This window comes from Ruegeria sp. HKCCD7628 (assembly GCF_057221005.1).
The window spans coordinates 1-12,546 of record NZ_JBWVBA010000026.1 but is presented as its reverse complement, the minus strand read 5'-3'; the positions used below and the strand labels follow the sequence as shown (position 1 = coordinate 12,546).

The following is a 12,546-nucleotide window of genomic DNA, read 5'->3' as shown; positions in this document are numbered from 1 at the left end:
CGGAGGAAGTGTCGGATTCCGCGCAGCAGCCGATCGCCTACCAGCCTGGGATAGACCTTGTAAAGCTGGTCGATGTTGGGGATGGAAATGGCTTTCAGGATGCAGATGATCCCGCAGGGCCAGAAGCGCCAGTATCCGATGGGGATGCAACTTTCCGTATTGAGTTAACCAATACAGGGAATGTGACGCTTACTGGCATCACTATTAGCGATTTCGACAGCGCCACTGGAGAGATCGATTTGTCTGGATTTACTCTTATCGAATCCGGCAACCAAGACGGTATTTTGGATGTAGGTGAAAGCGCATATCTGGAATACACATTGCCGCTCGTGGCGGGTCAGCACTTGAATGTAGCTAGCGTTACTACAGACCAAGGCGCCGCTGATGAGGACCCCGCCTATTACTTCGGTCTTGAAAGCGAAGGCTCGGGCGTGCGTACTCCCGGCGGATGGGGAAACAGCTTCAAGCTGCTCAGTTATTGGGATGGTGTGGAAGGTAATGAGATCGAACCGGAAAAAGACGAGTTCCCAGACGGCGAACTAACGTACAACGTTCGCTACGACAGTAACGGAGACGGCGACATAGATGAGAATGACGAAATCTATAATCCAGACAACGACTTGGGTACTGTAGACGCGTTACTAATCGGAGACTACAATAAAAATGGTTATGCCGATGATGGCGAAACCGTAATCTTAATAGATCTCGATGACGCTCTTGATCTTGTCCGGAACGAAGCTGACACTCCGAAGCAAAATAAAATAGATGACGTTGGTCGGCAAGCTGTTGCTACATGGCTGAACTATCTGGCTGGAAATTCAATTACAGATGGCGACGCAGATATTGATAGCGACGACGCAGAGTACTGGATCGATCAAGCTGTGGGATGGCTGCTTGAGCATGGCGACGGAGCTCCAAAGCCCAACGGTGACTCAAAGTTTGATTTGAACGGTCCAATCGTTCGGGCCAGAAGTGAGGCTTGGAAGAGTGAAGGCAAGGATGTTTTGGACGCACTGGATGAATACAACAATGAAGGCACTGTAAACGGTGAAGTTAACGCGTTGGATGCCGATGAGGCAAATTCTACGTCAGCTTCGTTACTTTCTGGTGACCAATTCGACTACTTATGATTGTTCCAACAGAAAGGGTCGTTTATGCGTGGTCATAACCAAGTGGGATGAGGAGAAAAGGCATTCCTCATCTGCCCCAACGTACAATTCATAGGCATTCGGGAGGTCTTTGGGGGGCTACAGTGTCTCGTACGCACCTGCAATAAGGCAAAGTCATCGTAAGTTGGTAGATTGACCAACTGCTGATCGTTCCGTCATGTTCGAACCTGAGGTATTGAAGCGTTAGCTCCAATAATAAGTGAGGAATATTTGGTGGTAAGCACTGTATTGAATTGATTATTATTTATATTTAACAGAAGTTTACAGAAATATATGGTTGCTCCTCGGTCCGCCACTTGCTTCAAATAAATCAACATTTTAGGTCTCTGTGCGCTATCTGTGCGATTTGTTAGCGCACTTGAATCGCCACCGAGTCGCCACGATGTTGGTGATGAATTAATTTGACTGACTCAATAGGCATTGGCTTGCTTTCGCGCTTTGCGCACTCACTCGTGCTCTCAAATAGCGCTAGTCGTGGAATCTGTAGGTCTTGTTCAGGAGTGCAAACAGGCCTTGAAGTACTTCCACAATGTTGTCGAGTCTATTTGACTGACCGGTTGCCAGAATCGCAGTCTTAGGTGATCCTTCAAGAAATCGAAGGATCGCAATATGTTTAGGTTTCTATTAATTGCATTCGGTATTTGCGTATCTACTTTCGCGTTAGCGCAAGAGTCGTCCGAAGATGTGGCGGGAAAAGATGATACCTCGGCAACCTCGTCCAGCCTGCTAACTGATGCTGAGTTGCAGACATTGGTCGCCCCGGTTGCTCTTTATCCCGACACGTTACTCATACAGATATTTGTCGCGGCCACCCAGCCATTGGAAATTGTTAAGGCTGAGCGGTATTTGCTGGATAACGCCGACCGCGACCCCGTTGAACTTGAGCCGGAAATCGAAGCAATGGGATGGGATCCTTCTGTCAGCGTGTTGGCAACGGCGTTTCCCGAAGTTGTTGGGCAGATGGCCACCCATATCGACTGGACCGAGACAGTCGGCACAGCCATGTTGGCCCAGTCCGATGATGTGATGGATGCGGTGCAGGTCATGCGGGATCAGGCAATTGACAGCGGCGCTCTTGTTTCAGGCCCCGAGCAAACTGTCGAAGTGTCTGACGACGACACAGTAGTAATTACACCGACAGAACCCGAAACGGTATACGTCCCACAATACAATCCCGAGACGGTTTATACTGGCCCGTCAACCGGGGATGTTGTGGGCGCAGCACTACTAACGTTTGGCGCCGTTGCCCTGATCGACGAAATTTTTGACGACGACGATGATTGGTATGACTACTGGGGGTGCCGAAATTGCGGTGGCTGGGGCGGCGGTCCGATTTACAGAAATCCAAACATCGACATAGACGTCGATGGCAACGTCAATATCGGCAATGATATAGATTTAGGTGACCGAACGGATGTCGGATGGAACCCCGATCCTGACCGGCAACAGGAGGCCCGGAACAAAATAGCAGACCATAAAAGACCTGAAAGTGGCCGCGGCGACTTGCCGGTTAGCCGTCCTGACGGTCGCACGGATGAGCTGCGTGCAAAGTTGAGCCGAGAATCTGGTGCTGCAGATATCAGCCGGGACCGCGGGGCGGCAGCAGCTGCGGTCGGCGCCGGTGCAGGGGCTGTAGCAGGCGGGGCACTAGCGAACCGGAGCAACGCAAATCGGGATAAGGCCGCTGCAAAGCAACAGGCCATTGATCGTACTAAACGTCCAGATGCAGCGAAAAAGCCAGTAGCACAAAGACCCCAGACCGCCAAGAAGCCGCAGGCGAAGAAAGCCGCATCAACGCAGCGCAAGCCCGCGGCATCCAAAGGGCAAGCGATGAAGAAAAAGGCGTCCGGCAGCAGAACTCAAAGCGCGTCCAAGCGTGGACACGCCGCTAAAGGCAAGCGGAGACGGTAAGATGCGTAGGTCAGTATTTTCAATTTTGTTGCTTGCCGCGACCACCAGCCCGGCTCTTTCTGAAGGAGCCAGATTTGATACGCCGCAAACCGCACTGGATGCTTTTGTTGATGCGTTGAAGGCTAATGATCAGAGCAAGCTGATCGAAATTTTCGGGCCTGAAGCCGAAGATCTGGTTGGAACGGGTGATCCGGCGGAAGATCAAGAAAGAAGGCAGGAAATGCTTAGCATGTATGCCGAGGGGTATCGTTTCCGGCCTGAGGACGATGGTGTTGTACTTCTTCTGGGTGAAGACGGTTGGCCTTTTCCTATCCCAATTCTGCGAAAAGATGCTGGTTGGCGCTTTGACATGGAGGCTGGTATCGAGGAACTTTCAGCTCGTGAAATAGGCTTGAATGAGTTGGAAGTGATCGAATTGCTTGAAGCCTATGTTGACCTGCAGGCAGCTTTCCGGCTTGTGGACCATAACGGGAATGGCGTTATGGAATTCGCTCAGACGATCATTTCTGATCCCGAAGAGCAAAACGGACTATTCTGGCCCGGTAAAGACAGCTTTGTCGGTGCAGCTCTCGCCCGCGCTGCAGCTTCGGGGTGGAGTGACGGTCAGGCTGACTATGAAGCCGAGCCGTTTCTTGGCTATTATTACACAGTCCTGCAAGAGCAGGGCCCTAACGCTCCTGGGGGTGCCTACCCTTATTTCGTCGGGGATCACTTCGTTGCAGGACATGCCCTGCTGGCAATACCGGCAGACTACGGAGAAACTGGTATCCATTCCTTTCTGGTTGGCGAAAACGGCATAGTCTACGAGGCAGATTTTGGCCCGGAAACACTCAGTATTGCTGCTGAAATAACTGCCTATGATCCAGACACTAATTGGTCACCGGTCGAGTAATGTTTGGATTGATAGTGGCACTTAAACTCTGCTGCTTTGCTGAGGCCACTATTTGCGGATCGTTTAACAAGCTTCAATTCGATGGTTACGTGTACCCGAACAGGTTCAGCCTGGATCGCTCTTGCAACACACATTGTGACTGCTAGCAAATTGCCCATCTTACGGTTTGATCCATTCTTCTGCCTTAACACGTTTAAACTGAATGATCGGATAGTTCGCAGAGCGGTCTTTCATCTGAAATTGCCGAATGACTGCTGTGCGCCCAGAACAGACTAAGTGATTTTTAGTCTTAACCTGATATCACTCATCCCTGGGTGTGTACCAAATTGGTGATGTGTAGGCCCGCTCCTGTATCGAGTGCGGTGCTTCGTCTGGGATCTCCGTTCCGAACACCTTTGCATCGTATGTCGTCCATCGCGGCGTTGGTATTGCCAGCACTCTGACATAGTAAAACGCGTTTTGCGTTGGGTCGAAGTTCGGGTCTTCCCAATATCCGGTGAGAATTGCCTGGCCGATGTCATTTGTCCAAGACGCGTTTTCTACATCCACCGTATTGCCAACCGGGCCGTCACACCCCGCGTTTAGAAGTTCACGCCCGCCACAAGCAACATCATAAACACGTTCCGACGTTGTGCCGTCACTGTTCAGCCAGCCTTTGACAATCTGAATACGGTCGAGGTTAGCCCCATCGGGGTCACGGAGCGCACGGATGAGGAGGCGCGGAGACCGACCGTCTCTATCCGCTGGCAAATCCGCCCCCATCGGGACGCCATTCTCATATCCATATGCGGCAAAATCCGCACGTGGCAGGTCTGTTTCGTCGAATTCAAATCCGGCAAAAACACGAATACGCATGAGCGGCCCCGTGGTCGCATAGACTTCCTTCCGAGCAAAAGCATCCCAAATGGCCTCGCGGGTGTTTTCCCTTGCCCAAACGGCCGCCAAACCCGACGCCGAAGTCTGCCATGCATATTGGGCAACACTCTCGTCCCCACCAATGCCGCCGACGACTTCTTCAAATCGGATCGGGTCAGCAGTAGGTTCAACAGCCGTGACTTTCCCGAAGAAATTGTCCTCGCCAACCGTGGACAGCGATGTATGAGCGTCAGTTGAGCCGATCACGCCAAATTTGAATGGGTTTGTCCCTGTTTCCGCCTCGTATCCAAGCCCCCGCCGCAATGCAGCCCGCGCATACTCGCGTGGAAGCATCTCCGGTGTCTTGGGCTCTGGTCCAAGTTGTCCTTTGTCCCACGTTTCGAAGTCAGCAAATTCATCGTCTGGTGACAGCATGGGATGTGCTTCGCCGTCACCTTTCATTTGCGTGATTTCGTAGATCGGTTCCCACTTGGCACGCTGTTTGAAATACTCAACATCGAACGGTTCGCCGGACAAGCGCACTTCGTCGAACATCAACCCGTTGGACAAATTGCCATTGTGCGGGATCGCAAGCAGCTTTTGGCCTGTTGTCTCTTCGGCTTGTTCCATCCATGCCCAAAGGTCTTCGGGGTCGAAGCTATCAAAGTTCGAGAACGGGATGATCTTGTCAGCGCCCTCTTTGCCACCGTTGAATATGACATTCCTGTGCAGGTTGTTCCGCTGTGGGTTTGAGGTCCACTCGAACCCGATAAGCGCGGTAAACAAACCCGGTTGGTTGTGTGCCTCAGCGGCAGAGGTAATGTTGCTCCACGCTGTTTGGTAAATCTCCTGATAATCTGCCAATGGGTCTGTGCCAGTGGACTTGGCTTGGCTCCAAATCGACCATGCGCCAACGGGATCACCGGCCTCGACAGCCGCGTTCAGTTGCTGGCCAAACTCCGTGGAGAGCAGCGTGGCATCTTTGGCTGAGAGCAGCGGCGCAAGCCCAAGGTTCTCGGCGTGATCGGCAACAACCAGAAAATCCAATGGTCGGCGCAACCTCGCTTCGACACCGGTGCTGGATGTAACGACTTCCCCTTTGGCAAACCTGTATGCTTCATCAGGGCCAAGTACATTGCCGATCATACCGGCATCGGCAGAGTATGATGTATGCAAGTGAGTGTCGCCGAAATAGACCTGATTAGGGAAGTTTTGTTGTGGGTAGGGGGAATATTCTCTGTCGCCAGGTTGAGTGCTTGGGACGTCCTCGGCGTACGCACCAGCCGCAAGCGCGATAGTCAGAATAGATGCTAAACGGATCATTTCCTAACCTCATATTTTGCTCAAAGTTTACAACGCTCAATACAAGTAACTATGACGCATAATCTGAACTCTATTCGTCCAGCACAGCGGCCGCTCAATTAAACTCTGCAAACGATGGCTGCGACCCCAAAGCGGCGTACACGCAATAACTAAAGCACGCACCTGTATCGAAGTCTCAAATTAAAAAGGTATTTTAGCGTGGTATGCTTGCGAACGTTGAGGTTTCATCAACTTTTTGCAGTTTGACGACGCGCAATCTCCTGTCGAATTAGGCCTATGTGCAAACGTGCATCATATGCTCCCTGGCGGTATGCGAGCGGCAGATTCAGATTTGCAAGGGCGGTGTCCACGTTTTCGATATTTTTGGCGACTTCTTCAAGCTCAGTTGAGGTCTGTGCCTTGCTGAGTTCCTCCTCAAGCGCCGTGATACGCTGATAAAAACGCCAGACCCGGCGCTTTTGAAACCACACGTAACTGGACGGGACGATCCGTAAAAACGGTACTAAGAACAACAAAGGCAACAGCAATAACAGCACGCTGCCAAACTGTGCTGCGATCCAATATGGCAAGACGCCATGCAAAAAGTTTGGCCCAGAGTTTATGAGTTCTGTGGCAATTTTGTTCAGTGGTACAGGCGGTGAAGCCGTGTTCGGATACTCGCGCGCACTTTGCAAAATACTAGGTTCGCTATGAATGTTCTTTGCTGCATTCACTAACCTATCGGTTACTGCAGGGTGCAGATCGGATGCGGCGATAAGTGAAGCTCGCAATGCCAAGATCTTGACGTCCTCTGGTGGTCTCGGAGGGTCAAGTGTGATTGATCCTGCCGGTACAGTTACCGAATTTGCTCCGGAAAGTTTCAATGCAAGGGCATCGACCAAAGCCATGGGGACGAAAATGATTTCTGGATCAAAAATTGCATCCATAAGGTAAGGTGCATCGAGTGGAGCGACAAACAACGCCGCATCCGCTTCGTTGGCATATAACGCCTTTATCGCATCATTGCCCCCGACGTCGACGAGGTTTATGCCGACATTTTGCAACTCGGCGGCCTCAATTAGCGCTAAAGCGGCGGCACGAGTACCGGACGCCTTGGTTCCTGCAGCTAAGCGAATATCTCCCCATTCTCCTGCATTGGCCCCGACTGGACTAGACTTTCCGCGGAACACCACCATGGGTTCAAGAAAAATGGCGCCCAAAGACTGTAAGTTTTCGTCCTGAGGTATTTCCAGGCCACCCTGAACAAATGCGGCATCCACTTCGCCAGAAACAAGTTTCTGAATGTTCTCAACGGACCCCTCGGTTTCAACTAAAATTACCTGAATGCCGTCACGTGCAAGTTCTGCTTTGTAGAGTTGTCCAACTTGCCAATATCCGCCACCGCTTATGCCAGCAGCCAGCTTAATACTGTTGGGCGGTTTCAAGCCAAAGATCAGAAAAACAAGCAACCCGACAAACATAATCGGAAAGAGAATGAAAAGAGCTAAGCGCATTTATTCTCACATTCAGATGATCGGAACAGATAATTCGTTCTCATTTGATAGCAGTCTTTTTGCCAACGAGAAACCGATCACAGTGGGTGGCACTCGAAAGTTCGAATTCTTCGGTTCAAGTATCCCTGAAGGCTAAGTTGGTAGCGCAAAAAACCAAGAGCGCTTGAACTAGGTTGAGATCAAAAACTGGCCGTCTAAGCAACGGTTTATCCTATCGTAAACCAGAGTTTAAGTTTTGTCTTTTTTGTCGGCAATGTCCCGCATCTCGGAAATTGCAAAATCTTGTTGCGAATGTCCGGTTTAGGCTGTCTGCGGTCCTTCGGTGAAAGCGGGCCAATGGCGGCAAAGTCCGCAAAACAGACGCTCGCGAAAATTCTGCGAATGACCGCTTCGAGCCCAAAGCTGACGTTACTTATCCCGGCCACGCAAATGTCTGCGATGACCTCATCAGTGCATCAAGTGCAGGCGAATGTTTTCGGCCGGGGACTGTAAAGGCCGCGATGGTTCTGGAAACTTCTGGCTCAACAAGCGGGCGCTGCAACAAGCCCGGTAGAGTAACCGAGTACTCAGGCATAAAGGCAAAACCAATGCCCGCAGCAACCATTGCTTGTACCCAATCTTCTCGCTCAGACCTGAAGCGAGCGTACAGTTCAACGCCTTTTGACTGACAAACCGACATTACCATCTCGCGCAACTCACAGGCCAAGCGGTCAACGTAGTTTTCTTGTGATAAGTCTTGGAGCGAAATTGAGTTGAGTTGTCCAAGGCGGTGTTTCGGCGGAAAAACAACCACATATCTTTCGACGTAAAGTGGTCTAGCCCTAAACTCTTCTTCCAGTTCTTCAGTCAGCGTCATCAAAGCGACATCAATATCACCATCAGAAAGTTTTTTCTTTAGGTCCGACGCGCTTGCTTCATTGACTGACAACTCCAAGCCGCTGTGGTTTTTCTCGAATTGAGCTAAGAAGCGAGCAAGGCGAACGTGCCCAATTGTTGATAGGACACCCAAGCGCAGCGGTACTTTTTCCAGCAAACGAAAATTCTGAGCCAGCGCTTGTGTAGCTGCTGCTTCGTCGACGATGTGCTGTAGATGCGGCAGCATAGACTTCCCAAAGTCGCTAACCAGTATTTTCCTACCTTCCCGATGGAAAACCTGTGCGCCCAGTTCGGTTTCTAGTGACTTGACGCCCTTTGTAAGCGCTGGTTGGCTCACATTGCATTCTGCAGCAGCTTTGGTGAAATTCAGATGCTTTGCGGCAGACAAGACATATCTAATCTGAGACATCTCCATGTTGGGGCACCTCGTCACTGATAGCTAATAACAATCATTACGCAGGATACACCGTTTTATCCAAACCTGGAGTTATTAAGTCATAAGGTATCGATAGTTCCCCGAGCCACCGCTCCGTGATGCAATAGATGCACTGGTTTTGACTATTCGGAAAGGGAGCGAAATGTCTGTTTTTATGGTCGAAAGAAACCTTAAGGGTATCAGCATGGATGACTTGGGTGCAGCTCAAAAAGCCGCGATAGCAACAGCACAGAAAATGACAGCAGAAGGCGACAAGATCAGCTATGTTCGTTCAACATTTGCTCCCGAAGACGGGCGCTGCATGTGCTTGTTTGATGGTGAAAGTGCCGATCAAGTTCGTCGATTGAACGATACCGCTGGGCTTCCTTACGAAAAGGTCGTGGCGGCAATGGACCTTACACCGTAACGGCTTGTATGCCTTATTGTTTTATTGGGCCCTGAGTACATGCTCGAGGGCCCTTTGCAATGGTTGAGCAGCTCGGGGGAGAACTGCAGGTTCGTCCCGCAGATACTTGCTACACTGAGTTTTGCGGAACGGCAGCACCTTATCCAATGCAGACTAGAACTCTTCCCGTTTTAGCTTCAAAAAAGTCTAGCTCAGGCTCCTGGGAGTTCCGCTTACACACTGCGACCACAGGCTACCGGATGAGTCACTTGGTTAACCGATCTTCTGAGTATACAATCGGGTCGATGATCGCGACTATGTCGCTGCCGCTATCCTCCAAGCCAAGTTTTTCGCACAACCGTGTTGAGGCAGCGTTGCCAGAAGCGATGCCCGTCTTGAACCCCGTGGCGCCAAGCTTTTCATGCGAGTGTATTAGAGCTTTGGCACCCAGGACTTTTGCAATACCTTCACCCATGCGTTCAGGTTTGGTCGAGAGTTGCCCCCATTGCGCGCGACGATGCAGCCTACTGCTGGGCGGATGGCACAGAACTGAGCCCGCAGTTGCAACGGGAGAACCTAAGCTGTCAACAACGACCATAGCAAACCCGGGACGAGACACTCCGCGCATAACCGGCCCTATTGGCGGCAAAACACCGTGGCTCATCGCGACTTCTGCGAAAGCTTCAAGCCATTCTGGTGGAGATTCGCGATCAATCACACGTACTGTCAAATCCTCGGGTAACGCCTGTTCGGCGATTAACTTCCGAGCGATGTCAACACAGTTCAGCCCGCCAAGATAACAAGCGATTGCGTTGGTTTTTAATCCTTGACTTTCAATGACTTCTCGCGTCCTTGCCACTTCCTGACGCGGTATGCTTTCTATCGCCGTGATGCCAAGTATTCGGGCCATTGTAACGGCATCATCCAAAGCCCCGCCGTACTCGTTGGCAATTTGAATACCGCGCCCATGGCTACAAAATCGAGGGTCATCACCCAATAGCTGGATAAGATGCTCACCCATGGTCGACATGCGTCGCTGGCCTTCGCTTCCGAATGCTTCCATGAGAGTTTCCTCGAAGTAGCACTAAACAGTTCAGAGATGATCGATTAATAGTGGGCGTGCAGTCAAGCGACCGTCACGCGCTAGACTGTTAAGCAAAGAGAGTTTTTGGGAAAGGGCGCATGGCAGCTATGTCCGCAGAGCGGTCGCTCGCGGTATTCGGGCGGACCGCCGCATCGAGCCCGTCGCTTACCTTGGAGTACAGGGGTGAAACTGGTTGTTTAGCGCACCAAGCTAGGAGGCGATAGCAGTGATGTGATACAAAAGGACTGAACGCTCGGTACAAGACTCCCTGCGTTCATTGTGTCAAATCGGTCTAAGGTCTCAGTATCGAGCTGGTTCAATACGCTTTTTAGACAAGAAAGTGTCTCAGTATGATTGAGTTCAGCAGGTCTCCACTTTTAGATAGCGTTGCTGCTTGGCTGATGGGGTGCGGTCTTCGCGATACCAAGGCCGAGGATGTGGTGCGAGGCTTTGGCAACCGTCTGGTTTCCGCTGGTGTCCCTGTTGCTAGGATCAACGTCGGGGGCATGGTCCTGCACCCAATTTTTGGCGCTTTGAATGTGCTTTGGACGGTCCGCGACGACCAAGCCAAAGTCGAACTAACGCCCAGGGACCAGCTTGCGACAACTGGATTCCGCAATACACCTTTTTTCGATTTGGCGCGTAACGGCGGTTCATATAGGCGTTACAAATTGGAGGATGGGTCGGTCGAGACCAGTTTTCCGATCCTGGAAGAGCTTCGTTCGGATGGTGCAACGGATTATCTGGTTCAGTTTGAAAGCTATCATCGCGATGACGCTAGCCGCTGGTCGGATTTTCCCCCTGGAATGGAGGGCGTTATGATGTCGATTTCTACACGGCGTATAGGTGGATTTAGCGACTCTGAAATCAACTATATCCGAGCACTAATGCCTGCCCTTGCTCTGGTTATAAAAAACGCTCAATCGCGCATTCTTGCGCAAGGTCTCATGGATGCCTACCTAGGAAGCTACTCTGGAAACCGGGTCTTGGATGGTGTAATCGAGCGCGGCGATGGAGGGGCAATCGACTGCATTTTGTTTTATTGCGACCTTAGAAACTCCAGTCGGATGGCAGAGGACATGCCATTGAATAGATATCTTGCGTTAATTAACGACTATTTTGATTGCACGGCCGGGGCAGTAGAAGATCACGGCGGTGAGATCCTTAAATTTATCGGCGACGCTGTTATGGCAATCTTCCCAGTAGACGAAAAGTCGAGGCCGGCAGTCGACATGAGCCGTGCCGCATTGTCTTCAGTGTTGGAGTGCTTAGCTCGCGCGAGGGAAAAGAACATCACCTGGCAAAAGTACGGCGGCAGAATTGAATTTGGAGTTGCCTTACATCGGGGTTCCGTAATGTATGGAAACGTCGGCACGGAACGTAGGCTGGATTTCACCACGATTGGCCCTGCGGTAAACCAAGTCAATCGGCTTGAGGGTCTGTGTAAGTCTCTAAAAACACCTTTAGTAATGTCCTCGGAATTCGCAGCAGATGTTGCAACGCGGCTTGAGCCGTTGGGGCAACACCAGCTGGCAGGTATGTCGCAATCAACACAGGTTTTTACGCTTCCAGAGTTCGCACCACCGGTCGAGAAAAGTAGCTCAATTAATCGGTCCAAATGAACGATTTTTTTGATCTCAAGTAAATCACTTCGGATTTCTGCAACAAATGATGAACGACTGCTTTGTCAGCACTGCGGTCTTTGATGCACTATGCAGCAAAAGACTGCTTTGAGCCCAAAGTTACCAGGTGCTGCAGTCCGCGCTAACGAAAGTAGTGCGCGGAAAGCCGACTTTGCAAAGTTGCCGTTCAAAGTCTCGCTTGCCCGATCCGACCGTCCCAGATGGTCGGAGGGGCTTCTTGGAAGTGCGGCACTTTAGATTGTTGGCCTAATTGAAGCAAATTTAGGTACAGAGCATTGTTGGGCTACGTTAGCCAACGTAAACGCCAGGTAATAAGGGCAATACGAAATCCAAATATCCTGATGACAATTGACGAACTATTGGTCGATTAATCTCATTGTCCGAGCAAAACCTACCATGCGAGCTTCAGCGCTGCTTTCGTTTAACCGAAATAATGCAGCCAGAGTGTTTTGGATGTCGTGCCGGTACATCGCGTGCCA

The 12,546-nt window shown here is 51.0% G+C and carries 9 protein-coding genes; 5 read left to right on the top strand and 4 right to left on the bottom strand.

Annotation, left to right across the window (positions count from 1 at the left end):
- From AC2TAD_RS22000 to AC2TAD_RS21990, 3 genes are all read left to right on the top strand, one after another.
- A partial coding sequence (locus tag AC2TAD_RS22000) for a hypothetical protein (RefSeq protein WP_480870650.1) occupies positions 1-1,130 on the top strand: 1,130 nt, incomplete at its 5' end.
- Between the two features lie 648 nt (positions 1,131-1,778).
- A complete protein-coding gene (locus AC2TAD_RS21995) occupies positions 1,779-3,080 on the top strand; it encodes a DUF3300 domain-containing protein (RefSeq protein ID WP_480870648.1) in 1,302 nt (433 codons plus the stop codon).
- Position 3,081: 1 nt separating this feature from the next.
- Positions 3,082-3,972 carry a DUF2950 family protein gene (locus tag AC2TAD_RS21990; protein WP_480870645.1) on the top strand — a complete coding sequence of 297 codons (891 nt, stop codon included), beginning with the start codon at positions 3,082-3,084 and terminating at the stop codon, positions 3,970-3,972.
- Positions 3,973-4,272: 300 nt separating this feature from the next.
- Here AC2TAD_RS21990 and AC2TAD_RS21985 read toward each other — a convergent pair whose 3' ends face one another.
- From AC2TAD_RS21985 to AC2TAD_RS21975, 3 genes are all read right to left on the bottom strand, one after another.
- Positions 4,273-6,150, bottom strand: a complete 1,878-nt coding sequence (locus AC2TAD_RS21985) for a DUF3604 domain-containing protein (protein WP_480870642.1) — start codon at positions 6,148-6,150, stop codon at positions 4,273-4,275.
- 227 nt (positions 6,151-6,377) lie between these two features.
- On the bottom strand, positions 6,378-7,643 hold the full coding sequence (locus AC2TAD_RS21980) for a TAXI family TRAP transporter solute-binding subunit (protein WP_480870640.1): 1,266 nt from the start codon (positions 7,641-7,643) through the stop codon (positions 6,378-6,380).
- 412 nt (positions 7,644-8,055) lie between these two features.
- Positions 8,056-8,934: a LysR family transcriptional regulator gene (locus tag AC2TAD_RS21975; RefSeq protein ID WP_480870637.1), complete on the bottom strand. Its 879-nt coding sequence runs from the start codon at positions 8,932-8,934 to the stop codon at positions 8,056-8,058.
- Positions 8,935-9,097: 163 nt separating this feature from the next.
- Here AC2TAD_RS21975 and AC2TAD_RS21970 point away from each other — a divergent pair, with 163 nt between their 5' ends.
- On the top strand, positions 9,098-9,361 hold the full coding sequence (locus tag AC2TAD_RS21970) for a DUF4242 domain-containing protein (RefSeq protein ID WP_170383447.1): 264 nt from the start codon (positions 9,098-9,100) through the stop codon (positions 9,359-9,361).
- A 244-nt stretch (positions 9,362-9,605) separates the two neighbouring features.
- On the opposite strand, the gene AC2TAD_RS21965 is transcribed toward AC2TAD_RS21970, so the two are convergent.
- Positions 9,606-10,361, bottom strand: a complete 756-nt coding sequence (locus AC2TAD_RS21965; RefSeq protein WP_480870634.1) for a hypothetical protein — start codon at positions 10,359-10,361, stop codon at positions 9,606-9,608.
- A gap of 413 nt (positions 10,362-10,774) precedes the next feature.
- On the opposite strand from AC2TAD_RS21965, the gene AC2TAD_RS21960 reads away from it, so the two are divergent.
- Complete coding sequence (locus AC2TAD_RS21960) at positions 10,775-12,046, top strand: adenylate/guanylate cyclase domain-containing protein (protein ID WP_480870631.1); 1,272 nt, start codon at positions 10,775-10,777, stop codon at positions 12,044-12,046.
- Positions 12,047-12,546: the final 500 nt, after the last annotated feature.

Bases quoted from the DNA above. Each gene is read 5' to 3' on its own strand.
- AC2TAD_RS21995 (WP_480870648.1), top strand. From the start codon at position 1,779: ATGTTTAGGTTTCTATTAATTGCATTCGGTATTTGCGTATCTACTTTC.
- AC2TAD_RS21990 (WP_480870645.1), top strand. From the start codon at position 3,082: ATGCGTAGGTCAGTATTTTCAATTTTGTTGCTTGCCGCGACCACCAGC.
- AC2TAD_RS21985 (WP_480870642.1), bottom strand. From the start codon at position 6,150: ATGATCCGTTTAGCATCTATTCTGACTATCGCGCTTGCGGCTGGTGCG.
- AC2TAD_RS21980 (WP_480870640.1), bottom strand. From the start codon at position 7,643: ATGCGCTTAGCTCTTTTCATTCTCTTTCCGATTATGTTTGTCGGGTTG.
- AC2TAD_RS21975 (WP_480870637.1), bottom strand. From the start codon at position 8,934: ATGGAGATGTCTCAGATTAGATATGTCTTGTCTGCCGCAAAGCATCTG.
- AC2TAD_RS21970 (WP_170383447.1), top strand. From the start codon at position 9,098: ATGTCTGTTTTTATGGTCGAAAGAAACCTTAAGGGTATCAGCATGGAT.
- AC2TAD_RS21965 (WP_480870634.1), bottom strand. From the start codon at position 10,361: ATGGGTGAGCATCTTATCCAGCTATTGGGTGATGACCCTCGATTTTGT.
- AC2TAD_RS21960 (WP_480870631.1), top strand. From the start codon at position 10,775: ATGATTGAGTTCAGCAGGTCTCCACTTTTAGATAGCGTTGCTGCTTGG.